We start from the raw sequence: 26,085 nt of genomic DNA on the forward strand, positions 1-26,085 counted from the left end.
CTCCGAGATAGAGGAAGGAGAAATGCCGTGTTCACTCGCAGCTTTCTGTACGATGCGATAATATATTTATATGCCCTGAGCCTGCTGTTTTACTTCTCTGATGTTGCGCGCGCGAATCGGAGTGCGAAACGGATGGGTACGGGGCTGCTTTCTTTTGTATGGGTTTTGCAGACGGCCTATCTGGGCTACAATTTATATGAACACCTGGGACGGTGGGTGTTCTCCATGTTTGAGACACTCTTTTTATTTTCCTGGGTACTCGTTACGGTATCGCTCATTATGAGCCGGTTTTTCCGGATTGAACTTGTGGTCTTTTTCGTCAATTTATTCGGGCTTGCCGTATTGGCCTTAAATTTCTTCAGCGATTCCAATGTCTCTCCCATGATTGATTCCTGGAACGTCAACGACGAGCTGCTCTTCATTCACGTATCTCTCGCTGTCGGCAGTTACGCGGCCTATACGGTCTCGGCCATTTTCTCGGGCATGTATTTGTTCCTGCACCGGAAGCTAAAGCAGAAGAGCTGGACGAATACGATGAAAAGGCTCCCTTCCCTGGAAAAAATCGAACGTTACACGTATGTGAGCGTCGTTATCGGAACGCCGCTGCTTATGCTGGCGCTGGCTCTGGGAGTCGTGTGGGTGCTTATCGAAAAGAACGTCAACGTCCTGTTCGACTCGAAAGTCATCAATTCGCTGCTGGTGCTTTGCGCGTACGGGTTCTACCTGTTCCAGCATCATTCGCTAAGCATGTCGGGTCCGAAGCTGGCGAAGTGGAATTTGGCGGCTTTTGTCATCGTGCTGCTGAATTTTATCCTCTCCAACGTGTTTTCCGGGTTTCATAACTGGCAGCAGACGGGGGTTGGAGGATGAAGGAATATCCGGCGATGCTGAGGCTCGAAGGCAAGCGTTGCCTCGTTGTAGGCGGCGGAGCCGTTGCCGAAAGAAAAATCGCTTCCCTGCTGGAAGCGGGCGCGCTCGTTACGGTGATCAGCCCAGCGGCTGCGGCGGCCGTCGAGAAGTGGGCGGAAACCGGCCGGATAACCTGGCGCTGCGGGCGCTACGGAGAAGCGGATCATTCTTACACAAAAGATAGAGAAGGTTCGGATAAGGGCAGGCCGAGAACGGAGGCCACCTTATATCCGGACCTCTCTCCATATCTTATTGTTTTTGCGGCGACAGATAATCCGCGGGTCAACGAGCGGGTTCGGGCCGATGCCGACAAGGCCGGTAAACTGGTCAGCGTGGCGGACAAGCCCGACAGCGGGAATCTGGTCGCGCCGGCCGTTGTAAGGCGCGGCAGACTTACGCTGGCCGTATCGACGTCCGGAGCAAGTCCTGCGCTGTCTGCTAAAATCGGGCGGGAGCTGCAGGAGAGGTACGGACCGGAGTACGAGATCTACCTCGACTTTCTGGCGGAGCTGAGAGAGCTCGCACGCAGCCGGGTCGGCGATATGCCTCTGCGGCATGAGCTGCTCCGCCGGCTTCCGAACTGGCGTGTTCTGGACCGTATCGCCGCCGGTACATACGAAGCGTGGAGAGCCTCTCTGCTGGGCAGGCTGCAGGCGGCGCAGGATTCGGAAGAAATTTTTGCCGCGATATGGATGGAAGCGGATCAGCAGTAGAGCCGGCACCCGTTTACGGGCCCGGCAATGGAATCAAGGCAGCATCTTCACGGCTTAATAGAAGAAACGGAGGAATTACATATGCGTACGATCGTCGTGGGCACCCGTCAGAGCGCACTGGCCCTCACTCAAACGAATCAGGTTATCGACGAATTAAAGGAACTGAGCCGGCAATACGGCATGGAATGCGAGTTTGAACTTCGCAAGATTGTGACCAAAGGGGACCGGATTCTGGACGTAACGCTGTCCAAGGTCGGAGGCAAAGGGCTGTTCGTCAAAGAAATCGAGCAGGCGATGATGGACAAAGAAATCGACATCGCCGTACACAGCATGAAGGACATGCCGTTCGAGCTTCCCGAAGGGCTCATGGTCGGCGCGGTGCCTAAGCGCCAGGACCCGCGTGATGTGCTCATCACGAAAGGGGAGAAGTCGCTGGACGAGCTGCCCGAGGGCGCGCTTGTCGGCACGAGCTCGCTGCGGCGCTCCAGCCAGCTGCAGCACAGCCGCCCGGACCTGCGCATCCAGCCGGTCCGCGGCAACATCGATTCGAGGCTGCGCAAGCTCGAATCGGAAGGCTTCGATGCGATCGTACTGGCCGCTGCCGGTATGCACCGGATCGGCTGGCAGGATCGCATCAGCGCCTACGTTCCGCCCGAAGTGTGCGTGCCTGCCGTCGGGCAGGGCGCGCTGTGCATCGAATGCCGGGCGGACGACGAATTCGTCATGAATCTGCTGAGCAAGATTCAAGACGACGATACGGCGCTCGCGGTCAGAGCCGAGCGCAGTTTCCTCGGCAGACTCAACGGAGGCTGCCAGGTGCCTCTCGGCGCGTACGCGACCGTTGAGCGTATCGGCGGCGGCACGGAGCTGTCGCTGACGGCGATGGTCGGCTCGCCGGACGGCGCCGAGCTGCTGAAGGAGACGCTGCGGGGCAGCGATCCGGAAGCCCTCGGCGTAGAAGCCGCGGAGAAGCTTATCGCCCGCGGCGCGGACCGCATTCTGGCCGAAGCGTACGAGAGCGGCCGGATCGAATAGTCGTACGGCGCTCAAGCAAGTGGCGTCGGCGGGTGTATATCTGCCGGGCCGTATAGCTCCGTACGTGCGTGATCAACACCCGGCCGCCGCGGTTATGACGGCTGCTGCGGCTTGGTCGGCGCGGTTTTGCTCCTACAAATAGAGGCTGCCTGGGAAATACGGCGGCTTTTGCGGAATAAAGCTTAGGGATAGAGGCACGAACAGCAATAGCGGGAAAAAGCTTCCGATTGACAAGCGCCGGAAGGACCACGGGAGAAAGAAAAGGTGGCCTTTCCCGCAAGGGATGGAAGCAGCTGAGAGGGAGTGGGCGAGTGGAGAGAGGGAAAGTTTATTTAGTCGGCGCAGGACCCGGCGATCCGAAGTTAATTACGGTTCGGGGACTCCAGGCGATTGAGCGGGCCGACGTGATTGTCTACGACAGGCTGGCGAGCCCCAGGCTGCTCAAACACCGCAAACCGGATGCGGAGCTGGTGTTTGTAGGAAAGCTCCCGGATAAACATATGATGAAGCAGGAAGACATTAACCGTCTGCTTGTTGATCTGGCCCTCCAGGGCAAGGTCGTGACCCGTCTGAAAGGCGGCGACCCGAGCGTATTCGGCCGTGTCGGGGAAGAAGCCGAGCTTCTGGCCGATCATGAAGTTCCGTTCGAAATCATTCCCGGTATCACTTCCGCCATAGCGGTTCCGGCTTATGCGGGCATCCCCGTCACACACCGGGATTTCACTTCCTCGGTCGCCATCGTAACCGGGCATGAATATCCGAACAAGACATATACGAAGCTCGATTGGGAGCATCTGGCCAAAGGAATCGGCACGCTCGTGTTCCTGATGGGCGTAGCGAATCTGGAGCAGATCAGCGAGCAGCTGATCCGAAACGGAAAGCCTGCCGATCTGCCGGTCGCGCTGATCCGCTGGGGCACATGGACGGAGCAGCAGACGCTGACCGGCACGTTGTCCGACATCGGCGTCAAGGCGAAGGAGGCGGGTTTTCAGTCTCCGGCCGTCATTATCATCGGCGAAGTGGTGAAGCTGCGCGAGAAGCTGGCCTGGTTCGAAAAGAAGCCGCTGTTCGGCAAACGCGTGCTCGTTACGCGGGCGCGCAGCCAGGCCAGCGAACTCGTTGCGATGATCGAGGAGCTTGGAGGGGAGCCGGTCGAATTTCCGGTGATCAAGCTCCAGCCGCCGAGCAGCCCGGATGCGCAGCGCCTGCTGGACGAAGCGCTCCGCGGACTCGCGAATTACAATTGGGTCGTGTTTACGAGCACGAACGGGGTGGAGTTCTTCTTCCGCCGTATGCGGGAGCTGCGCCTTGATATACGCGGTCTGGCCGGCGTGCGGATCGCGGCAGTCGGCCCCAAGACCGCGGAAGCTCTGGAATCCCGGGGGCTGCTCGTCGAGACGCTTCCCGGGGAATTCCATGCGGACGAGCTGCTTGCGGAGCTGGCAAAAGCGGTCCGCTCGGGAGAGCGCGCACTGCTGCCCACTGCGGACATCGCCCGCAACGCACTTCCGCAGGGCTTGCGTTCGCTCGGTCTCGAAGTTAACGAAGTGGACGTTTACGAGAACGTCCCCGAAGTCGAAGGCGGCGAAGACGTGGTCCGGCTGCTGGAGGAAGGGCAAGTTCACATCACGACGTTCACGAGTTCTTCGACGGTCACGAATCTGATCGGAGCGCTTCAAAAGCTCGGGGTCCAAGACCCCGTATCCCTGCTGAAAAACACGGAGATCGCCTGCATAGGTCCGAAGACGGAAGCGACGCTGGCTCATTACGAGCTGGCGGCCGCCTATATGCCGCCGGAAGCGACCATCGCGTCCCTCGTGGAAAGCATTGCCGCAGGCCGGGCCGTTAAAGCAGGAGAGTCTGCCGGCTCTTGAATCTACTAAACTTTTCGTTATGCGGCGGGAGCGGCCGGGCTCGAAGTTTCGGGGTCCGCTGCCCTGCCGGCATTGATTAAAAGGAGGAAGTTATCATGAGTTTCCCATTAGTGCGCCACCGCCGTCTGCGCGGTTCGGCTGCAATCCGCAACCTCGTCCGTGAAAACGCGTTGTCCGTTAACGATCTGATTCAGCCGGTTTTCGTGGAGGCCGGTCATAATATCAAATCCGAAATTCCGTCTATGCCGGGGGTTTACCATTTTTCCCTGGACCGTCTGGAAGAAGAAATCCGCGAGATTTCCGAGCTGGGTATCCAGGGCATTCTTCTGTTCGGTGTTCCCGAGACGAAAGACGCGGTCGGAACGTCGGCTTTTCATGAGGAAGGTATCGTCCAGCAGGCATCGCGCCTGATCAAGAAGATCAATCCGAATCTGCTTATTATTGCGGATACCTGCCTATGCCAGTTTACGGATACCGGTCACTGCGGCGTTGTGCATCATAACCCGGAGACTGGCTGCACGGATATCGCCAACGACGAATCGCTGGAGCTGCTCGTTAAAACAGCCGTTTCCCAGGCGAAGGCGGGCGCGGACATTATCGCTCCGTCCAATATGATGGACGGCTATGTGCATGCCATCCGGGCGGGACTGGATGCGGAAGGTCTGGAACATGTGCCGATTATGGCTTACTCGGTCAAATATTCATCCGCTTACTACGGCCCGTTCCGTGAAGCGGTGGATTCGGCGCCTCAGTTCGGGGACCGCAAAACCTACCAGATGGATTCGGCGAACTCCCGCGAAGCTCTCCGCGAAGCCGAGAGCGACGTCCTGGAAGGCGCGGATTTCCTGATGGTCAAGCCAGCGCTTGCCTACATGGACATTCTGCAGCTGCTCAAGCAGAACTTCGATCTTCCGCTTGTGGCTTACAACGTAAGCGCGGAATATTCGATGGTAAAGGCTGCGGCCCAGAACGGCTGGATCAATGAAAAAGAAATCGTGCTGGAAACGCTGCTTGGTTTTAAGCGCGCGGGAGCCGATATTATTTTGACCTACCATGCCAAGGATGCGGCGCGCTGGCTGAAAAACATTTAACCGAGGTGCACCGTACCTTCTTTCTCCGCAGGAGCCCGGCCGGGAAACTGCGGAGCATTTTTTATCCGGGCAAAAAAAACGGCAAACGGCCGGAGCAACCGTTTACGTACGAAACGGTACCTCCGGGAAATGCGGTTTCATTTCTCTTTAAAGAAGGTAAGAGCACGAGGGGAAAGCCCGCTCCCTGCGGCTTTGTCAAACATTTGTCGGAAGTCGGAGCGCGGTTCCGGTTGTGACCGAGGTATAATTAGGGCATAATGGTAACAAATCATGACAGGGTCAGGAGAAGGTGTCTTGTGATAAATAATGACCGTTTTATTCGAGCCTGCCGCAAGCAGGAAGTAGACCGGCTGCCCGTGTGGTACATGCGTCAGGCCGGACGCTACGATCCCGAATACCGCAAGATCAAAGAAAAATACTCGCTGCTTGAAATATGCGAACAGCCGGAACTGGCTGCAGAAGTCACGTTGATGCCGGTAAAGAAGCTCGGTGTGGATGCGGCTATTTTGTATTCCGATATTATGAATCCCGTAGCGTCGCTAGGCATTCAATTCGATATTGTTAAGAACGTGGGGCCGGTGATCGAGAATCCGATCCGTTCCCGTGAAGATGTGATGAAGCTGAAACCGATCGACGTGGAAGGCGATTTGTCCCATGTCATCGAAACGATCCGGATTTTGGACCGCGAGCTGACGGTTCCGCTCATTACGTTTGCCGGAGCGCCTTTCACCATTGCCAGTTATTTGATAGAAGGACGCCCTTCGAAAAGCTACATCCGCACGAAAGAACTCATGTACGGAAATCCGGAAGTATGGCACGCACTGATGGATAAGCTCGGAGACATGGTCATTACATATTTGCGGGCTCATATCGCAGCAGGCGCGAAAGCGGTCCAACTGTTCGATTCCTGGGTCGGCGCGCTTGCGCCGGAAGATTTCCGGATGTTCGTCCTGCCTACGATCCAGCGGATTTTCCGCGAACTCGGCGATCTGAAGCAGCCTAAGATTTATTTCCCGGGCGTGAGCTCGGGCGAACTGCTTCCTCTGCTTGGCGACCTTCAGGCGGATGTGATCGGCCTCGATTGGCGCGTATCCATTCCGGAAGGACGGAGAAGAACCGGAGGACGCTATGCCGTCCAGGGAAATCTCGATCCTTACCTGCTTACGGCGCCGATGCCGGTCATTCAGGAACATGCGAAGCGCATTATCGATCAGGGGATCACGGAGCCGGGTTATATTTTCAACCTGGGTCACGGGCTGTTTCCGGAAGCGTCTCTGGATAAATTAAAGGAACTCACTGATTTTATACATGCCTATTCTGCCGAGGCGCTGGCCGGGCGGAACGCGGGCAAGGGGGTCTGAGCAATGAGCAGGAAGAAAGTCGGCGTACTGGTGATGTCTTACGGCACTCCTCAGAGCATGGAGGATATCGAAGCTTACTACACGCATATCCGGCGGGGTAACAAGCCGAGTCCGGAACAGCTGCATGAGCTGACCAGCCGTTACGAAGCGATTGTCGGAGGTGTTTTTCCGCTGCGGGAAAATACGGACAATCAGGTGGCGGGTCTGCAACATGCGTTGGCTTCCGAGCATGACGACGTGGAATTCGTCTGCTTCCAAGGCTTGAAGCACGCATATCCGTTCATCGAAGACGGCATTGAGCAAATGGCGCAGAGCGGAATTACCGAAGGAGTGGGCATCGTTCTCGCTCCTCACTATTCGACGATGAGCATCGGCAGCTACAACAAGCGCGCACGCGAAAAAGCGGCCGAGCACGGCATTGCCATGACGTTTGTCGACAGCTACCATCTGCATCCGAAGCTGCTTCAAGCTCTGACCGAGCGGGTGGAACGCGCACTGGGCAAGTTCGGAGAGGAGAACCGTTCCTCCGTCCGCGTCCTGTTCTCGGCGCACAGCCTGCCGGAGAAAATTCTCGAGCTGGGCGATCCGTACCCGGAGCAGCTGCTTGAAACTTCGCGCGCGATCGCGGACAAAGCCGGCATCGAGAACTGGCAGTTTGCGTGGCAGAGCGCGGGGCAAACGGCTACTCCATGGCTTGGCCCGGACATCTTGGATGTCCTGCGTACTCTCGCGGAAGAAGACGTGAAGCGCGTACTCGTGTGCCCGATCGGATTCGTTTCGGATCACCTGGAAGTGCTGTACGATCTGGATATCGAGGCACAGCAGCTCGCCAAGGAAATCGGCCTGCACCTCGAACGTACGGATTCGCTTAATACCGACCCGCTGTATATGCAGACGCTCAGCGATGCCGTATGGAAGCAGTACGGCGAACTGACGAAACAAGCTTAAAGCAAGACGACAAGGGAGCGCAGACATTCGGATGCGCCTCTTTGCGATTTTATAATCCGGGCGGCCTTAAGATGCTGTCCGGGCGGAAAGGACGTTGCATGATGAACGAGGCCCGTAAAGTAATCGTTGTCGGAGGAGGCATCACCGGTCTCACCGCCGCTTATTACGTGCAGAAGCGGTTGAAGGAGGCCGGGTGTACGGCGGATGTTACCCTGGTTGAAGGAGCGGAAAAGCTCGGAGGCAGAATCCATACCCTGCGTAAAGAAGGATTCGTCATTGAGAAGGGCCCGGATTCTTTCCTGGCCCGGAAGCTTCCGATTATCGAGCTGAGCCGCGAGCTCGGGCTGGAAGGGGAACTCACGGGTACGAACCCGGAGGCGAAGAAGACCTACATCCTGCGGGACGGCACCCTGCACCCGATGCCTGCGGGACTGGTGCTCGGCATTCCGACGGACATCGAACCGTTTATGAGAACGGGTCTCGTTTCCGCGAAAGGCAAGGCGCGTGCGATGATGGATCTCGTGCTGCCCAAGAAGGAGGACGACAGCGACGAATCGCTCGGCCATTTCCTTCACCGGAGACTGGGCAAAGAAGTGCTGGACCAGATCGTCGAACCGCTGCTGGCGGGCATCTATGCAGGCGACACGTATGCGCTCAGCCTGAAGTCGACCTTTCCGCAGTTCGGCGAAATGGAGCGGCAGTACCGGAGTCTGATCTACGGCATGATATCGAATCGCAAGAAATCCCAGCAGGAGGCTTTGAATTTGCCGGCTCCAGGCCGCAACTCCACCTTCCTGACCTACAAGAACGGCCTGCAGACGCTGGTTGAGCGGCTGGAGGAAGTGCTGCGGGAGGAAGGGGTTACAATCCGGACAGGCACGAAAGTGACGGAACTCCGCAAGGAAGGGGACCGCTACGAGGTCGGATACGAAGGCGGACAGCGGGAAACGGCCGACAGCGTCATTCTCACCCTGCCGACTTATCACTCCGCCGAGCTGCTCGGCGACCATCCGGCCGTCGACAAGCTGAAGGCGATCAATTACGTGTCGGTTGCGAACGTAGTGATCGCTTACCGGGATAAAGACGCGAACGTCAAATTCGACGGATCGGGTTTCCTTATCCCGAGATCCGAGGGGCGCTCGATCACGGCATGCACCTGGACGTCCACCAAGTGGCTTCATACGGCGCCGGAAGGTCACGTCCTGCTTCGCTGCTATGTCGGCCGCTCGGGCGAGGAAGACTGGGTGCATCTTACGGACGAAGAAATCGTGGCAAAAGTCCGCAAAGACGTTGCGGAACTGATGGGTATCACGGCGGAGCCTCTGTTCTACGAAGTGACCCGCCTGTACCGGTCCATGCCGCAGTATCCGGTCGGTCATCTGGATCATGTCCGGGAGCTGCGGAGCGATCTCGCCGAGCGTATGCCGGGCGTGTACGTGACGGGCGCGGGCTTCCACGGCGTGGGTCTACCGGACTGCATCCGGCAGGGACGGGAAGCGGCATTCGAGGCCGCGGATCGCTTGACGGGCGCGGCCGACGGATCGGCGGCGAAAGCTCCGGCGGAAGGCACGAAGACGGCTGCGAAGGTCTAGTCGCGGAAACTAGAGCCCGAGGCCGAAGCGGCAAAAACAAAAGTGATCGCGAGTGCCTTGGTTAACTCCAAGCATACGGCACCTCGCGTGACGCTTATGGACGAAACCGACGTGAGGCGGCTCGCTGCGCTCCGCACTAGAACGAAACCTTTTGCCGATAAGAAGCAAATGCTGACTGCTCTCAAAGCGAACGCGCGGGGCCCGGCGGCAGCGAATGCCGTGCGCCTCTTAAAGCAATCGCATGCGGAAGCGTGTATAATAGAAACAACCGACAAGCAGATGCCGGGCCGCTTTGTTCGTTTGAAGCGTTCCGGCTTTTGTCAAGACGGACGGCAGAGGACGGCGGTGGTTGGCGGTTTTACCGCATTCGTCTGCCCGAGCCGGCCCCATTGAGCTTATTGATGACTGAAACCAGGAGGTATCCGGCTATTATGGAACTGAATCACAAACGCAACGATACGAAGTCCGCGGTTGCTTTTGCCGAAGCTAAACAAGTGATCCCCGGAGGGGTGAACAGCCCGGTCCGTGCTTTTAAATCGGTCGGTCTGACTCCGATGTACATGGAACGCGCAAGCGGCTCGCGGGTGTACGACATTGACGGGAACGAATATATCGACTACATCGGTTCCTGGGGACCTCTCATTCTCGGCCATGCCCATCCCGAAGTGATCGAAGCCGTGAAATCGACGGCGGAAAAAGGAACGAGCTTCGGAGCGCCTACGCTGATCGAGACGGAAATGGCCAAGCTGGTCGCCGAGCGCGTACCTTCCATCGATATCGTGCGCATGGTGAATTCCGGTACGGAAGCGACGATGAGCGCGCTGCGTCTGGCCCGCGGTTTCACTAAGCGCAACAAGATTTTGAAATTCGAGGGAAGCTATCACGGCCACGCCGATGCGCTTCTGATCAAAGCGGGCTCGGGTGTAGCGACGCTTGGCCTGCCGGACAGTCCGGGCGTGCCGGAGTCGGTGGCGCAAAATACGCTGACGGTTCCCTACAACGATCTGGAGACCGTCAAGGTAGTGTTTGAAAAATTCGGCGAAGATATCGCCGCTGTCATCGTCGAACCGATTGCGGGCAACATGGGCGTCGTGCCCCCTCTGCCCGGTTTTCTGGAAGGACTGCGCGAGGTGACTTCCAAATTCGGCGCTTTGCTTATTTTCGACGAAGTGATGACCGGCTTCCGCGTCCATCTTAACTGCGCGCAGGGATTGTACGGCGTGACGCCGGATCTGACCTGTCTGGGCAAAGTAATCGGCGGCGGGCTGCCCGTCGGCGCTTACGGCGGACGCAAGGACATCATGGAGCAGATCGCTCCAAGCGGTCCCATCTATCAGGCGGGTACGCTGTCTGGAAATCCGCTCGCGATGGCGGCGGGGTATACCACCCTTAAGCTGCTCGGACAGCCGGGCGTCTATGAGGAACTCGAACGCAAATCCGCCCGGTTGGCGGAAGGCTTTTTGGCCAATGCCAAGGAAATCGGCGTACCGAGCACGCTGAACCGTGTAGGGTCGATGGTGTGCCCGTTCTTCACGGAGCAGAAGGTAGTCAATTACGAAACGGCCAAAACGTCCGATCTGTCCGTATTCAACCGGTACTTCGGCCATTTGCTGGATTTGGGTGTCTCGGTAGCCCCGTCCCAGTTCGAGGGGATGTTCGTTTCGGCCGCCCACACGGATGAAGACATCGAAGCGACCATCGAGGCGAACCGCGAAGCTTTGAAACGGTTGTAGGCTTTAGCCGGCTGTTTTGGATGGTGTTTGTCCTGCTTTACGATGTATCCCCGGTCTGTCAGGACTGGGGATTTTTTTGCGTATTGGTGCGGACGCAAGGATCGGCGATTGGGCCTGCATCCGGCTAAGCGAGAGATAGCCCCGCAGGACAGCCTGTGTCTCCTGCCGTGAAGCGGGCCGATGGCGTTAATACGAACGAGGAGCCTGGTCCGGACCTGCTTGTTTTCTTTTAAAAGGCGGAAATGATAAAATGGGAAAGACTTTCGATGACGAACGGAGCTGTTTATTCGCATGAAACGCTATTATTTCTTCGATTTTCCGATTGATCTGATTTTTATCGTGTTCGTGTTTGTCGTGCTGCTTGCCGCTTTGGCAATCGTGCTGCGGAAGGGAGGGCGCCATCGTGACGGGCAGAAGAAAAGGGGAATGGATTGAGCTGACGCTCCCGGGCGATGTGTGTGCATGGGAAGAGGTCCATGCGGTACTGCCGGTTCCGCTTAAGCTGTGGCGCAAGCTGGAACGCGAAGGCGGAATCCGCCGGCAGGGGAAGAAAGTTCTGTTGAAGGTATTTCCCGATGAGCCTTCTTCGCCCGTGCCCGGGGAATGGACCGACCTGCAAGTCTTGTTCGAGGACGACTACCTGCTTGTCGTTAACAAATCGGCGGGGATGGCGGTTCATCCATCGGAGCCGGGGCAGCGGGGGACGCTGGCGAACGCGGTAGCCGGCTATTACGAATCCACGGGCCAAAGCTGCGGTGTCCGCCACATTCACCGGCTGGATCAGGATACAAGCGGAGCCGTGCTGTATGCGAAGTACGAGCTGTCGCATCTTCTGCTCGATGAGGCGATGCGGGAGAAAGCGATCGGGCGCATTTACGCCGCCGTCTGCGGCGGACTGCCGGCGCCTCCGGCCGGAACGATTTCAGCTCCGATCGGTAAAGACCGTCATCACCGGGCGCGCCGCCGGGTGTCTCCCGGAGGGGACGCGGCGGTGACCCATTACCGCACGGTAGAGAGCTTCAGAGACGCGGCCCTGCTGGAGCTGCGCCTCGAAACCGGGCGGACGCACCAGATCCGCGTACATCTGAGCCATATCGGCCATCCGCTGCTCGGAGATGGGCTGTACGGCGGACGGATGAACGCTTTCGGGAGGCAGGCGCTGCACGGCGCACGCCTTCTGTTCCGTCACCCGGTCACCGGCGAGGAGCTGGCTGTCGATGCTCCTTATCCGGATGATTTCCGGGAACTCCTTGGGGCATTGAACGCATAAATGCGAAAATGCAGTCATGCCGTCCTCCTTCTATCATATACATAGTAAAGAACGGAGTCCCGCGATAAGGCGCAGCTTTACTAGAGGACAACCGAAGGGAGGATGGCAACGTTGACGGAAGAGCAGAACGGTCTGCGATTCGACATCTACGAACGCGTACATTTGGCGGAAGGAGCCGCCGGCATACGGGATTTGGACGATGTGGAACTGATTCCCCGCATAGAGGTGATTTCCCAGCAGGAACACGCTTTGTTGAAAGGCAGTCTGCTGCTGAACGGAAGCTATCTGGATGAGCAGGAAACGAAACAGTCGCTGGAGCATTCCATTCCGGTGGAGATTACGCTGCCGCTCAGCCGGGTGCATCGGATCGAGGATATTTTGGTCGATATCGAAATGTTTGATGTGGACGTACTGAATTCACGGAGCCTGAATGTGACCGGGGTCCTTTCTCTGCACGGGGTGGAGATGGCTTATGAAGCTGGCGGTTGGAGCGAAGAGGACGAAGAGGTTGTTTTCGTGCACGAAACGGCTTCCGCCCCGCAAAATGCTCCGGCAGAGAGGTTGGTCGAACCTGCCGGACCAGCCGATGAACTCGAGCTTCGCCAGCAGACGGAATATGCGGCTGCGGCGGACGGGCAGGCGAAGCTGCAGCCGCCGACGAGATCGGCCCAGCCCCAGTACCAGCCCCCATACCAGGCCCAGCCTCAGGCTCCGGTTTATCCGGGCAGCGCGCACAAGGCCGATAACCCGTGGCTGCGCGAGACGCGGGCAGAGCAGCCCGAGGACCAGGCTGCGGCGCCGTCCGGGCCGACGCCAAGCGCCTGGGACCGGCTGGCCGCGCCGAAGTCCCCTCCGCCGCAGGCGGATCCGTCCGCTTCGTATGCGGACCGGTCTTTCGGCGAGCTGACGATGAACCAGCTCTCGTCCGAGCGCTCTTACCGCAGCGCGGGCGAGGAAGAGGCGCAGGAGCGGCGCACGCCGTCTGCGGCTGCGGGGCAGCAGCCGCTTGCCCAGGCGGCGGACCCTGCTTCGGCTTCCCCGGCGGAGCCGGAGGCGGCCGGTCAGGCGGAGCGGGAGGAAACGGCTCCGGTCTTCGGCGTCGAAGCGGAGGTGATCGAGCCCGAGAGTGAGCCGGTGATTGCTTCCGCTCCCGCTGAGGAGAGCTTGGAAGTATTCGCAGATGAAGAGCCCGCCGCCCAGGAAGAAACGAAGGAACTGAAGGTGGCGTTCGGAAGCAAGAAGCAGCAGGACTCGCCATCGTCCGGAGGTTCCGGTCTTCAGTCTCTCTTCGCAAACGGTGCAGGCAGCGGTGCATCTTCTTACGAACGGACCGAAAAGGATGAGCGGGAATACGCCGCGGCCGCAGGTTCGGAAGAATCCAAAGCGGATGCCCTGGAGTGGAAAAAACTTTTTATCCAAACGGAAAAAGAGGATCAGCAGTTCCGCAAAGTAACGATGTGCATCGTTCAGAAGGAAGACTCGCTGGATCTTATCGCCAAACGGTATGAGATCAATCCGAGAGAGCTTCAGCTTTACAACCGGCTGGAGGATCAGGAAGTCAGCCCCGGCCAAATCCTGTATATCCCCGGGAAAGCCGTAGTTTCTTCCTCCGACCAATAATCCGGCAGGCAATCAGGCAAGTTCCGGTAGCACAGATGAACAGAATAATTGGGGTTGAAAGAGAAGCCGCCGCGCGCGGCTTTTTTCTTTTGGGCTGCGGGAAGCCGGACGGACTTTCGGCACACGAAAAGGAAAGTACAGGAGAAGCCCCTAAAAATTTGAATGGAAACGCTTGCAAAAAACAGCTCTTGAGACCGTGTCGGATTGGGCTGAAAGAAGGAAGGCGCACGCCTCCTTGTGTCCAAAGTCACTGCCCGGAGGCAAATATAACCTGAACCGGCCGAAAAACGGCGTTTTTCGCGGGGTTGAGTCTTCACAGGAGAACCCAATGTCGGCTTTTCCGCATGCAAAGCTCACGCCGGACGGGAATTTAGTAGCGGTATTGCCCGGAAGACTGGGACGAAAAAACGGATTTTGTCCCGGTTTTCGAAAGAGGTAGGTACAGACCGGGACTATTCCAAGTAAAATTGTGGGAATTAAATCCGGTTCCTTTTCAGTCCCTAAATCCATCCCTAAGACCTAGGTTAGTTACCCCGTCCCACCCTTAAATCCGAAATTGAGCCGAACGGCTTTCCCTGGGACCTGTCTTTGGTAGCAACTGTTAAAAATTCGTTTACGACCCCCTGAAAGCCCGCGGAGCCAGTCTTTTACAAGCATTGGAGGGCTTTCGCCTTGCAAAAGAAACATGTACGGACGGTGAGCGCGTAGAGATAAAGGTCTGATTCGTTGTACCTTGCAAGCCGTCGAAGAAAGCATTTTAAACGTAAAATACTGCCTAATAAATATAAATAACTGGAAAATGAGATAAATAAAAACAAAAACAAACAGGAAATCCAGCTCATACTTCGCTTTGTAAAATAAGCAAGAGTAACTACATGAATTTATAACTATACACCCTCATGCAATCCATACGTTTTGTGACATAATTTTAGTAACATTCGGATCTGGAGGGAAATTGAATGATCGATATCCATACACACATCCTTCACGGTCTGGATGATGGGCCAGGCAGTCTGGAGCAATCACTCGAAATGGCGCGAATGGCGGTGTCGAATGGAATAACGACGATTTTCGCTACGCCTCATCACCGGACGAGCCGCTATTTCACCCCCTCCGCAGACATCGAAGAAGCGGTAGCCGGGCTGAATGCGTCCTTATTGGAGCACGGCATTCCGCTTCACGTTAAAAGCGGCCAGGAGATCCGCGTTACCCCGAATCTGATCAATGACTGGTACGAGGATACTTTGCTCACGCTTGGGGGAACCCGTTATCTGCTGATTGAATGTCCCGCTTACTCCCTTCCCGCGGAGCTGGCCGAGATCTGCCATGAATGTTCGGTTTTGGGACTTGTGCCCGTAATTGCGCACCCCGAGAGGAATGCGGAGGTTGCGGGAGATCCGGACAAGCTGCTGCAGCTTGCGGAATGGGGAGCGGTATTTCAGCTCACCTCGGATTCCATCCTGGGCACATTCGGCTCGAAAGTACAGTCGCTCGCCTATGAGCTTTGCTCCCGCCGGTTGATTCATCTGGTTGCGTCGGATGCGCACGATCTGGTCCGCAGGCCGTTCAGGCTGAGTGAAGCCTATGAGAAGATAGAGGCGAAGATAGGCGGGGATTACGCGGAGTACTGCCGCCGGAACGCCATCCGGGTAGCGAACGATCTTCCTTTGGAAAAAAGGGAACCGGTCGCAAGCAGGCCCCGAAGGATTTTTGCGATGTTCCGTTGAATGGCGCACCTCTGTACTTTAAGGTTACAAAGCGGTAATTAACCATTGTTTTAATGCGATGAAGCATGTAGAAAGCAGCTTGCTGTTCGCAGGCCCTCATCGGGCCGCGTCATACGGATACCAAAGGAAAGCGAGGGATTCAGTTCGGTGAGTATAGATTTTGAAATTAAACGGTATTTGGCTGTCCTCCGTAAAAGACTCTGGCTTATTCTGCTGATCGTGGCGGCGGGCTGTCTGATTACCGGCGTCGTAAGCAAATATTACTTAAAGCCCGTTTACCAGGCTTCCACGAAGCTGATCGTCAACTCCCCTGCGGATAACCAGGGAATGCTGCGGCTCGATATGAATGCGATCAACACGAATATTTCCCTGATCCACACTTACAAAGAAATTATCAAAACGCCGGCGATTATGGATCTTGTCGTCAAGGAACATCCGGAATACGGAGTTACCTCCGACGATCTTATGCGGCGTATCCAGTTCAGTTCGGTCAGCGATACGCAAATTTTTACGCTGAGCCTTGAAGATGCTTCCTACTCCAAAGCGGCTCAGATGATTAACACGGTGGCGCAGATGTTCCAGAAGCAGATTCCTAACATTATGAAAATCGACAACGTCTTCGTGCTCCATGAAGCGGACCCGGCCAAAACGCCGGCGCCGGTCAAGCCGAATGTGCCGCTTAACGTGGCCATCAGCTTCCTGGCTTCGCTCATGTTCGCGATCGGACTCGTTTTCGCACTCGAATATTTTGACGATACGCTGAAAACGGAGGAAGACGTGGAACATTATCTCGGCCTTCCGACCCTTGTAGCGGTCCCTGAAATACGGGCCGGAGATATGTTGCCCAAACGCACCCCGATCGGGAAGAAAGTAGGTGAAGCATCCGGTGTCCCCATCCAATAAGCAGCGACCGATTATCGCTCACAGCAATCCCATGTCGCCGATATCCGAAACGTACCGCACGCTGCGGACAAACATTCAGTACTCCGGAGTGGATGGAGAAATCCGGACGCTGATGGTCACCTCGGCAAGTCCCTGGGAAGGGAAGTCCACGACCATCGACAACTTGGCCGTCGTGTACGCCCAAACGGACAAAAAGGTGCTGCTGATCGACGCGGACTTGCGCAAACCGACGGCTCACCGCACGTTCGGCCTCTCGAACCGCACCGGATTGACGGATGTGCTGACGCGCCAGGCCGAAGTGGAGGAAGCGCTCAAGGAGACGGATATCCCGGGCCTGTACGTCATGACCTGCGGCACCGTACCGCCTAACCCGTCCGAGATTCTCGGTTCCCGGCGGATGACGGATCTGCTGGAGCGGCTCAAGCAGGAGTTCGACGTTATTCTGGTCGATACGCCTCCCGTCCTCGCCGTCAGTGACGCTCAGGTCGTGGCGACCCAGTGCGACGGCGTCGTGCTCGTCGTTAATGCGGGCGCAGTCAAACGCGAGCTGGTGCAGAAAGCGCGGGACAGCCTCCAGTTCGTCCATGCAAGGATATTGGGCGTTGTGCTGAACAAAGTCGCCCGCAAGGACGCCAAGATGAACACGTATTACGACTACAGCAGCTGATTTGCTTAGGGAACGGCGGCTTCATCCATTTAGATTCATCATCCTTTTATCAAAATGGTTTCCAACACTAAGGGAGGGGAAAAGATGAGTTATTCTAAACGGACGCCCATGCTTGTCCTGATTGACATGATTATCGTATGGGCGAGCATTTATCTGACTTTCCTGGCGCATTTCCGGGGCGGAATTCCGCAGGAAGTCATGAGTGTCATTATGCTCTACACACTGGTATCCGGTATCTCGCTGGCGTGCGCGATGTTCTACTTCCAGCTCTATAACCGGATCTGGCAGTATGCCAGCGTCGGTGAAATGGTAGCGATCGCCAAAGCGGTCATCGTCTCCTGTCTGATTTCGTATGCGGTGACATCGTTCCTGTCCGCGGGAGAGATTACGCTGTACATGTTCCTTCAGAATCTGAACGGGATCCTGCTTATGCTGGGCGGTTCAAGGTTTGTCTGGCGCGTGTTCTGCGACAATTTTTACGGCAGCTCAAGGTCCCGGGGCGGCAAGCCCGCCCAAAGGACGCTTGTCGTCGGAGCCGGGAGCTGCGGAGTCATGTTCGTGAAGGAGCTTGCGCACAACGACAGCTTCATGATGAAGCCGGTCGCCTTCGTGGATGACGATCCCTACAAACAGAAGCTTCAGCTTCACGGCATACCGGTCATGGGAAACCGCCTTGACATTCCCCGGATCGTGGAAGAGCAGCGGATCGACGATATTATTATCGCGCTGCCTTCGGTGTCGAAGACGCAGATTTCGGACATTATCAATATTTGCAAAACGACGAAAGCCCGTCTGAAAATCATTCCGCACATCCAGGAATACATCCAGGGTAAAATGGCGGCCAACCAGATGCGCGACGTGCAGGTGGAAGACCTGCTGGGGCGCGATCCCATCCAGACGGATCTACAAAATATCGCCGATTACGTGCAGAACAAAATCGTGCTGGTCACCGGCGCGGGCGGGTCTATCGGCTCCGAGCTCTGCCGGCAGGTAGCTCCGTTCAAACCGGCCCGGCTGCTCCTTCTTGGCCATGGCGAGAACAGCATTTACGGCATTGAGATGGAAATGCGCAGGCTGTTCCCGAATCTTCCGATCGAAACCGTGATCGCCGATGTGCAGGACCGGACACGCATTGCGGACGTGTTCCGCGAATTCGGCCCGCAGGTCGTCTTCCACGCCGCAGCGCACAAGCACGTGCCGCTCATGGAGCGCAATCCGTCGGAGGCGATCAAGAATAACGTGTTCGGCAGCAAAAACGTGGCGGAATGCGCGGACGAGTTCGGCGCGGAGCGATTCGTGCTGATTTCCACGGACAAAGCCGTCAACCCGACGAGCATTATGGGGACGACCAAGCGGATCGCGGAAATGTTTATCCAGAGCCTGGACAAGCACAGTAAAACGAAATTCGTGGCCGTCCGCTTCGGGAATGTACTGGGCAGCCGGGGCAGCGTGATCCCGAGATTTAAGGACCAAATCTCCCGCGGAGGCCCGGTAACGGTGACCCACCCCGAAATGGTGCGTTATTTTATGACCATTCCGGAGGCGGTGCAGCTCGTGATTCAGGCCGGAGCTTTCGCCAAAGGCGGCGAAGTGTTCATTCTCGACATGGGCAAACCCGTTAAAATCGTCGATCTGGCGACCGACCTTATCCGGCTTTCCGGCTATGAACCGAACGTCGATATCGATATAGAATTTTCCGGCATCCGCGCGGGCGAAAAGCTGTACGAGGAGCTGCTGACCAGCGAGGAAGGCATGTCTTCCACGATGCACGACCGGATTTTTATCGGGAAGCCGATGAATATCAACCGGACCGAGCTGGAATTCGAAATGCGCCGGCTTGAACGCGTGCTCGGCAGCGATCCCGAGGAAATCCGCGCGCTGCTTCAGCATCTGGTGCCGACCTACCGCAATGTTTCTTAAAACTCAAGCAGGAATGGAATTGAATCCGGGATGAGTATGAATACAACCGCGAAACCACTTACACAGCGCTCTTTATCGAAAATGCTGATGAAAAGCAGCTCGCTGTCTTTCCTGGTCAACGTGGGGGGAATCGGCATCGCGCTGATTCTGCAAATCCTGCTGGCCAGACAGCTGGGCGCCGTCAGCTACGGCTATTATTCGTTCGTCACCACCGTAGTGACGTTCCTTGTTTTCCCGACGAAGCTCGGGTTCGACACCGCCATCGTCCGCTACGTTTCGTCCTACCGGGCGCACGGGCAGTGGGCGGAGGTGAAAGGCCTGCTCCGCCGGGCGAATCAGATCACGGCGGGACTGTCGCTGGCCGTAACGGTCATTTCGCTCCTCGTCGTGCTCCTGATGAGCGGAACGATGAACGGCGAACTGCTCTACACCTACATAGCCGGTCTGCTCGGCATACCGGTGATGGCCCTGGCCCTGCTCCGCCAAAGCTCCCTTCAGGCGCTGAAGGAGATGCTGCACGCGCAGCTGCCGGAGAAAATCATCCGCCCGGTCGTGTTCATCGCGCTGCTGTTTCTCTACAACGCCATCGCAGACACGAAAGCCGGAGCGGGCGAGGCGATGCTGCTCTTCCTGGCTGCCATGGCCGTGTCCTACGCTATCGGCGCATGGGTGCTGAAGCGCAGGCTGACGCCCAAAATCCAAGGAGCGGACACCGCCTACAATACCCGCGAGTGGGTGAACGTCTCCCTGTCGCTCATGTTCGTCTCGGGCATGTACCTCGTACTGGGCCAGCTCAACGTGCTGATGCTCGGCTGGATGGAGGGAACGACCGAAGCGGGAATTTACGGGGCGGCCGTCCGGATCGCAACGCTCGTTTCGTTCGGTCTGACGGCTATCAACATGACGGCGGCTCCTTTCATTTCGGAGTCCTACGCCAAGAAGGACGACAAGCAGCTCCAGCATGTGCTCAGCCTGAGCAATTTGGCGGGATTCCTGTTTGCGGGCGTCATCTATGTCGCCTTCCTGTTTCTGAACGATCCCATTCTCGGCCTGTTCGGAGAAGAGTTCAAACGGGGATCGCTGGCGCTGCTGATTTTGTCCACCAGTCAGCTCGTCTCCGCTTTCAGCGGGCAGACGGGTACGCTGATGACGATGACGGGGCAGCAGAAAACACTGGGCCGGATTTTGGCCGGTTCCGCCGTGCTGAACATCGTGCTGAACCTTGCCCTGATCCCCGCCTTCGGCATGCTGGGGGCCGCTATTACGAATCTGCTCTGCACCGTCTGCTGGAAAACAGCCATGGTGATCGTTATCCGGCGCAAGCTTAATATCTCGATCGGGATGTTTGCCTGGATGACCGCCAACAAAAAGCGAGGGAACTAACGTGAAACATATATTGCTTGCGGGCGTGCCCCATTCGACGAACCTGGGAGACGGTCTTATCGCGATGACCGTCAACCAATTGATCCGCACCTGCGGGGAATATACCGTCACCAACTTTGATTTGACGGCCGGTCTGTACAGAGAGACCCCGGCCCGCAGCGGTTCCGTTCAGCGAACGGATGGAGGACCCGCTCTAACCCGCGACTACAAACTGAACGAAGTCAGCGTGAAAAAAAAGCTGACGCCGGATTTTCTGCGCTACATGAAATCGTACTCGGTCCATAAGCGCAAAGACGCCGTACTCGGCGAGCAGATCCGCGAACTTGTCACGCAGGCGGATGCGGTGCTGATCGGCGGAGGACATTTGTTTATCGACACTTACTTGTCGTTTCCCATCGCCATGCGCCGCCTGGTCCGGGAAGTAAAGAGACAGGGCAAGCCGCTTCACGTCGTGTTCGTCGGCATGAGAGGGCCTTGGAGCTTTCTGGCCCGGAAGTGGTTTACCGATATTTTGCATTACGCCAAAACGATTTCAGTCCGCGACGAAGATTCGCTGGCTTATTTACTTTCCATCGCCCCGTCTCTGGCGCACAAGGCCGTGGCTCTATCCGATCCGGCGCTCGTTACCCTGGAAGCATTTCCGGGAAAGCATGCAGCCGGGGGCGCAAGGCTCTCTTCCGTCCATACCGTCGGGCTCGGCATCATGGACCCCAACGAAATGAGGCGGCATTCCCCTTACGTATGGGAACGGGACGATTGCGCCGATTGGTGGTACAGTCTGGCGAAAGGGGCGGCCGACGGCGGCAGCCGCGTCCGGGTCTTTACGAACGGGGCGGACACCGACAACGCCTTCGTGGAACGTTACGTCAAACCGCGTCTGGCTGGAATGCCCGGTGTGGAATTCGCCCCTTATCCGGGCGATGTCGGGGATCTGGTCGAGAGCATCCGGGACTGCGATACGGTAATCGCCCAGCGCCTGCATGCGTGCATCCCGTCCATTTCCTTCGGCAAGCCGACCTACGGCATCGCCTGGGACAAAAAGCTGGCGAGCATTTTTAAAGATCTGGGCCTCTCCGGGCACGTGCTCGATTTCCGTACGGACCCCAAAGTAGTGCTTGCCGGGCTCGTCCCGGAGAAGAACCGCCACGAAGGCTCCGTACGAATCGTCAACCAGAAAAAACGGGAGCTTGTTACTTACGTCGGGAGGATTCTGCATGAAGCCTAAAACGAAAATTCTTCACGTCGTCGGAAAAATGCATCCCGGCGGGATCGAAACTTTATTAATGAACTTGTACCGGACCATTGACCGGGATCAATACGAATTTCATTTTGCCGTACAGTTTGAGGAAAAAGGATTTTACGATGACGAGATCATCGAGCTGGGGGGCCGCATCTTCAGGCAGCCTCATCCGAAAAAAGGGCTGCGCGCCTTCCGCCGTGCTTTTCTCGCCAACTTGAAGGAACACGGGCCGTATCAGGTCGTGCACAGCCACATTTACCAGTTCAGCGGCTATGTGCTGAAGCTTGCGGGAGAGATGAACGTGCCGGTGAGAATCAGCCACAGTCACAACACGCACGACAGCAAGCGGGAATCGTGGCTGCGCAGCCTCTACCGCAGGTACATGCGGGGGCTGATCCGCAGCAACTCCACGACGATGCTCGGCTGCTCCCGCTCCGCCTGCGAAGCGCTTTTCGGGCCCGACTGCTGGAGGGACGAGCGGGTCGTCGTGTTCCCGAACTCGATCCAGGTCCAGCCTTACGGGCAGCTGGAGAGAGACCGCTCGGCTTACCGCAGAGCGGTCGGGATCACGGACCCTCATGTGCCTGTGATCGGGCACATCGGAAGATTCAGCGAGCAGAAGAACCACCGGTTTCTGCTCGAGATCTTTGCCCGCTTCCTGCGGACCCGTCCGGACGCCCGGCTTGTGCTGATCGGGGACGGGCCGCTGCGCAGCGAGATGGAAGCCCGGGTCCGCGAGCTGGGAATCGCGGACAACGTGCAACTGCTCGGGGTCCGCAAGAACATCCCCGAGCTGATCGGCGCCTTCGACCTGTTCCTGCTGCCTTCGCTGTACGAAGGACTCGGCATCGTAGTCATCGAGGCGCAGGCTGCGGGCGTTCCGTGCCTCATCTCCGATCAGGTGCCCGCGGAAGCGGACCTGAACCTGGGGCTGGTCAGCCGGCTGTCATTGAACGAACCGGCCGATACATGGGCCGGGGCGATCCGGGAGCAAACCGCCGGATCGCGGCTGGACTGGCCCGTCCGGCTGGAGGCGCTGCAGGAGTGCGGATACGACATTCAGACGAGTGTGCGGAGACTGGAGCGGATGTACGCTGCGGCGCCATAGCCCCGCAGCCGGGCTGCCGAAGGGAGCGCCTCCTCTTCGGAACCTGTTCGTGATCGGATATGTACTCCTTATGCTGCTTCTGGAAAAAGGAATTTTTCTGCTGGATGAGCGCATGGGAATCATTTCTTTTTTCGTACTGCTTCTGCCGCTTTTCTGCATGATCCGTTGGCCGGATCAGCCGTTCCTGCTGTATATCGGCTTTTGCGTGATGCTGATCGGGAAGTTCGTTTATGCGCTTACGGCGACTCCCTTGGCGGGACCCGACGAAAATCATTATTACGAGCAGGTCGTCACGTACCTGGGACTGGGTGATTTTCTGAATTACGCCTTTGAGCATATTTCGACCTACCTGTTCAATTCATCGGCTTACCCGATTTTCGGGCTGATGTATATGCCGTTTTTTAAATTTCTCGACGTGTCCGATCCGCTTGTCATCATTACGTACAATTCGGTGATGCTGATCTGGATCGCTTATCTGATCTATGCGCTGAACCGGTCGTTTTTCGGCTATGAGCAGGCAAACCGCCGTTTGTATGAAGGCTGGATCATTCTGGGGCTGTTCGTCAGCCCGTCGTTCATGATGATGACTTCGCTTTTCGCGAAAGACGTCACCTGCGTGGCGCTCGGCTTGTACTGCACGCATCTGCTGCTGAAGCGGAGGTACGTTTTGTTCCTGCTCGTGATGCTGTACGCAACCGGCCTGCGCGATTATGCCATCGTGTACACGCTTTGCTTTTACCTGCTGTTTACGAAAAAATTCAAAACCGCGGTCGCCATGCTGGTCGTATCGGCCGGGGTGCTCGCCGTCAAAATCGGCGGATTGGGCATCGTCAATGCGGTATTGCTGACGGCCTTCCTGTTCCTGAGCCCCAATCCCGTTAACCCGGAAAATTGGGACACGAACGTGATGTACCGTTCCATGGAAGCCGTCGCGATGCTCGTGGCGCTTGCTTTTGCGGCGCTGATGTTTATCCGATATAAGGAGACGAGGGCGTTTTACGGAATTGTCGTGGTGCTGCTCTTCGCTTACGCCTGCACGCTGGTGCTCGTCGGCTACATGACCGTAACGGGACGCGATCTGGAATACGGCGTCGGTACGATCGGGGACAACATGGTGCGCAAGAAGCTGCCCATTCTGCCTCTGTTATATATGTTTCAGGCCTATACGGCAGGCTGGACGCTGAAATGGCTAAAGTCTATCCGCAACAAAAGGAGAGGAATTCATGAGAGGCCGAGACCGGTTTCACAAATTCAAAACGGTACTGGACATCGTCATCCGCATTCTCCGTCTCTTCCCGAGGCCGGCGCTTAAATACGCCTGGACGCTGACCGATCTTCTGCCGGACACGGCGGGGGTGGCGATGCGGTACTGTCTGCTGAAGTGCCTGGCGCTGAGCTGCGGGGACAATGTCTTCGTCGGCCGGTCGGTGGAGATCAAATATTGGGAACGCCTGCGGATCGGCAGCAATGTCAGCATCCACAAGCAGTGCTACCTGGACGCGTGCGGCGAGCTTCAGATCGACGACGAAGTGTCCATCGCGCACCAGAGCTCGCTGATTTCCTTCCAGCACAGCTGGGAGGACGAGTCTCTTCCCATCCGCGACAATCCGGTCGTCTGCTCCAAAATCCATATCCACCGGGATGTCTGGATCGGCTGCGGATGCAGGATCTTGGCGGGCGCGAGCATCGGAAGCCGTTCTATCGTCGCTGCGGGAGCCGTCGTAACCAGACCGGTTCCCTCCATGACAGTGGCGGCGGGCGTGCCGGCCAAAATCATTAAGTCAATCAGAAAAGAGGGTCACTATGAACGTTCTGTGGGCACATGATCATACGTTTTACTTTACGGATTCGGGGAAATTTTACTCAAGCGGCAAGCTGCCTTACGCCGTATGGGAGAGGTATCTTTCCGTATTCGACTCTCTCACGGTCGTGTCCCGGGGCAAGAGAATGACCTCCGCCCATGAAATGGAGAAGAAAAGCTTGTCGAGCGGAGCGGGCGTCAACTTTATCGTCCTGCCTTCCCTCAGCAATCCTGTTAATAAAATTACGAAAAAAGGCTACGTCGAGCGCGTGCTGACGGAAGCGGTCATGAAAGCGGACGCGGTGATCGCCCGGCTGCCGAGTGAAATCGGCTCCGAAGCGATTGCCATTGCCAAGAAGCTGGGCAAACCGTTTGCGGTCGAAGTTGTAGCCTGCGCTTGGGACGGTTTGTGGAACTACGGCAGCGTGCAGGGCAAGCTGTACGCACCGATCGCCACGTGGAAAACGAAGTCTGACGTCAAGGAAGCCCCCTACGCCATCTACGTCACCGAGCAGTTTTTGCAGAAAAGGTACCCGTGCCCGAGCGGCCGCACCCAATCGTGCTCGAACGTCGAGCTTCCCGAAATGGGCGAGGACGTGCTGCAAAGAAGGCTGGAGCGGATCCGCAGCATGAAAACGCCGGTCACGATCGGTTTGATCGGTTCGTTAAACGGCAAAACTAAGGGCATCGACACCGCCCTGAATGCCCTGGCGCGGATCAAAGGCCAACTGCCCCCGTTCAAGTTCCGTATTCTGGGGGACGGGGACAAGTCGCGCTGGATCGCGATGGCGGGCAGCCTCGGGCTGCAGGAGAACGTCCAGTTCGACGGCGTCCTTCCAAGCGGCAGCGCGGTGTTCGGCTGGCTGGACAGCGTGGACATCTACATCCAGCCGAGCTTCCAGGAAGGACTTCCCCGCGCCACGATCGAAGCGATGGGAAGGGGCTGTCCCGTCATCGGCTCGACGGCCGGAGGCATTCCCGAGCTTCTCGATCCGGGCTGCCTGTTCAAGCCGGGCCAGGATAAACAATTGGCCGCTCTGCTTACGGGAACGGTTATCAACCGGGACTGGATGCTGGAGCAGGCGAGCCGCAATTTTGCCAAAGCGGCTAATTTCACCAAAACGAAGCTGGACCGCGACCGAAGCGAGTTCTGGCAGTCTTTTCATCAATATGTAAGCAGGGGAGTGTAG

23 protein-coding genes are annotated in these 26,085 nt (G+C 57.1%); all 23 read left to right on the plus strand.

What is annotated here, in order from left to right:
- Window positions 1-27: 27 nt before the first annotated feature.
- The 23 genes from ACI48J_RS06275 to ACI48J_RS06385 all read left to right on the plus strand — a co-directional run bounded on the left by ACI48J_RS06275 (window position 28) and on the right by ACI48J_RS06385 (window position 26,085).
- Window positions 28-870 carry a cytochrome c biogenesis protein CcsA gene (locus ACI48J_RS06275; RefSeq protein ID WP_326051069.1) on the plus strand — a complete coding sequence of 281 codons (843 nt, stop codon included), beginning with the start codon at window positions 28-30 and terminating at the stop codon, window positions 868-870.
- Complete coding sequence (locus tag ACI48J_RS06280) at window positions 867-1,622, plus strand: bifunctional precorrin-2 dehydrogenase/sirohydrochlorin ferrochelatase (protein ID WP_405082184.1); 756 nt, start codon at window positions 867-869, stop codon at window positions 1,620-1,622. The genes ACI48J_RS06275 and ACI48J_RS06280 overlap by 4 nt, the downstream gene beginning before the upstream one ends.
- Window positions 1,623-1,703: 81 nt before the next feature.
- A complete protein-coding gene (gene hemC / locus ACI48J_RS06285) occupies window positions 1,704-2,657 on the plus strand; it encodes a hydroxymethylbilane synthase (RefSeq protein ID WP_405082185.1) in 954 nt (317 codons plus the stop codon).
- 311 nt (window positions 2,658-2,968) lie between these two features.
- On the plus strand, window positions 2,969-4,531 hold the full coding sequence (gene cobA, locus ACI48J_RS06290) for a uroporphyrinogen-III C-methyltransferase (protein WP_405082186.1): 1,563 nt from the start codon (window positions 2,969-2,971) through the stop codon (window positions 4,529-4,531).
- A 95-nt stretch (window positions 4,532-4,626) separates the two neighbouring features.
- Entirely contained in the window at window positions 4,627-5,622 is a 996-nt protein-coding gene (gene hemB, locus ACI48J_RS06295; protein WP_326051063.1) for a porphobilinogen synthase, read from the plus strand.
- A 257-nt stretch (window positions 5,623-5,879) separates the two neighbouring features.
- Window positions 5,880-6,983 carry a uroporphyrinogen decarboxylase gene (gene hemE, locus ACI48J_RS06300; protein ID WP_405082187.1) on the plus strand — a complete coding sequence of 368 codons (1,104 nt, stop codon included), beginning with the start codon at window positions 5,880-5,882 and terminating at the stop codon, window positions 6,981-6,983.
- A 3-nt stretch (window positions 6,984-6,986) separates the two neighbouring features.
- Window positions 6,987-7,931, plus strand: coding sequence for a ferrochelatase (gene hemH / locus ACI48J_RS06305; protein WP_405082188.1), 945 nt, complete (start codon window positions 6,987-6,989; stop codon window positions 7,929-7,931).
- 98 nt (window positions 7,932-8,029) lie between these two features.
- Window positions 8,030-9,523, plus strand: a complete 1,494-nt coding sequence (gene hemY / locus ACI48J_RS06310) for a protoporphyrinogen oxidase (RefSeq protein ID WP_405082189.1) — start codon at window positions 8,030-8,032, stop codon at window positions 9,521-9,523.
- A gap of 96 nt (window positions 9,524-9,619) precedes the next feature.
- Complete coding sequence (locus ACI48J_RS06315) at window positions 9,620-9,916, plus strand: hypothetical protein (RefSeq protein WP_405083187.1); 297 nt, start codon at window positions 9,620-9,622, stop codon at window positions 9,914-9,916.
- 38 nt (window positions 9,917-9,954) lie between these two features.
- Complete coding sequence (hemL, locus tag ACI48J_RS06320) at window positions 9,955-11,256, plus strand: glutamate-1-semialdehyde 2,1-aminomutase (protein WP_405082190.1); 1,302 nt, start codon at window positions 9,955-9,957, stop codon at window positions 11,254-11,256.
- 291 nt (window positions 11,257-11,547) lie between these two features.
- Window positions 11,548-11,691: a hypothetical protein gene (locus tag ACI48J_RS06325; RefSeq protein ID WP_326051055.1), complete on the plus strand. Its 144-nt coding sequence runs from the start codon at window positions 11,548-11,550 to the stop codon at window positions 11,689-11,691.
- Complete coding sequence (locus ACI48J_RS06330) at window positions 11,660-12,526, plus strand: RluA family pseudouridine synthase (protein ID WP_405082191.1); 867 nt, start codon at window positions 11,660-11,662, stop codon at window positions 12,524-12,526. The genes ACI48J_RS06325 and ACI48J_RS06330 overlap by 32 nt, the downstream gene beginning before the upstream one ends.
- Window positions 12,527-12,628: 102 nt before the next feature.
- Window positions 12,629-14,146 carry a LysM peptidoglycan-binding domain-containing protein gene (locus ACI48J_RS06335; RefSeq protein ID WP_405082192.1) on the plus strand — a complete coding sequence of 506 codons (1,518 nt, stop codon included), beginning with the start codon at window positions 12,629-12,631 and terminating at the stop codon, window positions 14,144-14,146.
- A gap of 959 nt (window positions 14,147-15,105) precedes the next feature.
- A complete protein-coding gene (locus tag ACI48J_RS06340) occupies window positions 15,106-15,873 on the plus strand; it encodes a CpsB/CapC family capsule biosynthesis tyrosine phosphatase (protein ID WP_326054783.1) in 768 nt (255 codons plus the stop codon).
- Window positions 15,874-16,020: 147 nt separating this feature from the next.
- The gene (locus ACI48J_RS06345) at window positions 16,021-16,776 is read left to right on the plus strand and encodes a YveK family protein (protein ID WP_405082193.1); all 756 of its coding nucleotides are present in this window, start codon (window positions 16,021-16,023) and stop codon (window positions 16,774-16,776) included.
- Complete coding sequence (locus ACI48J_RS06350; protein ID WP_326054786.1) at window positions 16,760-17,443, plus strand: CpsD/CapB family tyrosine-protein kinase; 684 nt, start codon at window positions 16,760-16,762, stop codon at window positions 17,441-17,443. Before ACI48J_RS06345 ends, ACI48J_RS06350 begins: the two co-directional genes overlap by 17 nt.
- Before the next feature lie 84 nt (window positions 17,444-17,527).
- On the plus strand, window positions 17,528-19,363 hold the full coding sequence (locus ACI48J_RS06355; RefSeq protein WP_326054780.1) for a nucleoside-diphosphate sugar epimerase/dehydratase: 1,836 nt from the start codon (window positions 17,528-17,530) through the stop codon (window positions 19,361-19,363).
- A 30-nt stretch (window positions 19,364-19,393) separates the two neighbouring features.
- On the plus strand, window positions 19,394-20,746 hold the full coding sequence (locus ACI48J_RS06360; RefSeq protein ID WP_326054778.1) for a flippase: 1,353 nt from the start codon (window positions 19,394-19,396) through the stop codon (window positions 20,744-20,746).
- A gap of 1 nt (window position 20,747) precedes the next feature.
- The gene (locus ACI48J_RS06365) at window positions 20,748-21,971 is read left to right on the plus strand and encodes a polysaccharide pyruvyl transferase family protein (RefSeq protein WP_326054776.1); all 1,224 of its coding nucleotides are present in this window, start codon (window positions 20,748-20,750) and stop codon (window positions 21,969-21,971) included.
- Window positions 21,961-23,094, plus strand: coding sequence for a glycosyltransferase family 1 protein (locus ACI48J_RS06370; protein ID WP_326054775.1), 1,134 nt, complete (start codon window positions 21,961-21,963; stop codon window positions 23,092-23,094). The genes ACI48J_RS06365 and ACI48J_RS06370 overlap by 11 nt, the downstream gene beginning before the upstream one ends.
- A 49-nt stretch (window positions 23,095-23,143) precedes the next feature.
- Window positions 23,144-24,406, plus strand: coding sequence for a hypothetical protein (locus ACI48J_RS06375; RefSeq protein WP_405082194.1), 1,263 nt, complete (start codon window positions 23,144-23,146; stop codon window positions 24,404-24,406).
- Entirely contained in the window at window positions 24,318-24,920 is a 603-nt protein-coding gene (locus tag ACI48J_RS06380; RefSeq protein ID WP_405082195.1) for an acyltransferase, read from the plus strand. Before ACI48J_RS06375 ends, ACI48J_RS06380 begins: the two co-directional genes overlap by 89 nt.
- On the plus strand, window positions 24,898-26,085 hold the full coding sequence (locus ACI48J_RS06385; RefSeq protein ID WP_369993038.1) for a glycosyltransferase: 1,188 nt from the start codon (window positions 24,898-24,900) through the stop codon (window positions 26,083-26,085). Before ACI48J_RS06380 ends, ACI48J_RS06385 begins: the two co-directional genes overlap by 23 nt.

Source organism: Paenibacillus chitinolyticus (assembly GCF_045038035.1).
GTDB classification, from domain to species: domain Bacteria; phylum Bacillota; class Bacilli; order Paenibacillales; family NBRC-103111; genus Paenibacillus_F; species Paenibacillus_F chitinolyticus_A.

What these genes read in the sequence shown, in the direction of transcription:
- hemH (WP_405082188.1), top strand. Translation starts at nt 6,987, where the DNA reads ATGAGCAGGAAGAAAGTCGGCGTACTGGTGATGTCTTACGGCACTCCT.
- ACI48J_RS06355 (WP_326054780.1), top strand. Translation starts at nt 17,528, where the DNA reads ATGAGTTATTCTAAACGGACGCCCATGCTTGTCCTGATTGACATGATT.
- ACI48J_RS06380 (WP_405082195.1), top strand. Translation starts at nt 24,318, where the DNA reads ATGAGAGGCCGAGACCGGTTTCACAAATTCAAAACGGTACTGGACATC.
- hemE (WP_405082187.1), top strand. Translation starts at nt 5,880, where the DNA reads ATGGTAACAAATCATGACAGGGTCAGGAGAAGGTGTCTTGTGATAAAT.
- ACI48J_RS06335 (WP_405082192.1), top strand. Translation starts at nt 12,629, where the DNA reads ATGGCAACGTTGACGGAAGAGCAGAACGGTCTGCGATTCGACATCTAC.
- ACI48J_RS06340 (WP_326054783.1), top strand. Translation starts at nt 15,106, where the DNA reads ATGATCGATATCCATACACACATCCTTCACGGTCTGGATGATGGGCCA.
- ACI48J_RS06360 (WP_326054778.1), top strand. Translation starts at nt 19,394, where the DNA reads ATGAGTATGAATACAACCGCGAAACCACTTACACAGCGCTCTTTATCG.
- ACI48J_RS06370 (WP_326054775.1), top strand. Translation starts at nt 21,961, where the DNA reads ATGAAGCCTAAAACGAAAATTCTTCACGTCGTCGGAAAAATGCATCCC.
- hemL (WP_405082190.1), top strand. Translation starts at nt 9,955, where the DNA reads ATGGAACTGAATCACAAACGCAACGATACGAAGTCCGCGGTTGCTTTT.
- hemB (WP_326051063.1), top strand. Translation starts at nt 4,627, where the DNA reads ATGAGTTTCCCATTAGTGCGCCACCGCCGTCTGCGCGGTTCGGCTGCA.
- ACI48J_RS06385 (WP_369993038.1), top strand. Translation starts at nt 24,898, where the DNA reads ATGAACGTTCTGTGGGCACATGATCATACGTTTTACTTTACGGATTCG.
- ACI48J_RS06280 (WP_405082184.1), top strand. Translation starts at nt 867, where the DNA reads ATGAAGGAATATCCGGCGATGCTGAGGCTCGAAGGCAAGCGTTGCCTC.
- hemC (WP_405082185.1), top strand. Translation starts at nt 1,704, where the DNA reads ATGCGTACGATCGTCGTGGGCACCCGTCAGAGCGCACTGGCCCTCACT.
- ACI48J_RS06325 (WP_326051055.1), top strand. Translation starts at nt 11,548, where the DNA reads ATGAAACGCTATTATTTCTTCGATTTTCCGATTGATCTGATTTTTATC.
- ACI48J_RS06315 (WP_405083187.1), top strand. Translation starts at nt 9,620, where the DNA reads ATGGACGAAACCGACGTGAGGCGGCTCGCTGCGCTCCGCACTAGAACG.
- hemY (WP_405082189.1), top strand. Translation starts at nt 8,030, where the DNA reads ATGATGAACGAGGCCCGTAAAGTAATCGTTGTCGGAGGAGGCATCACC.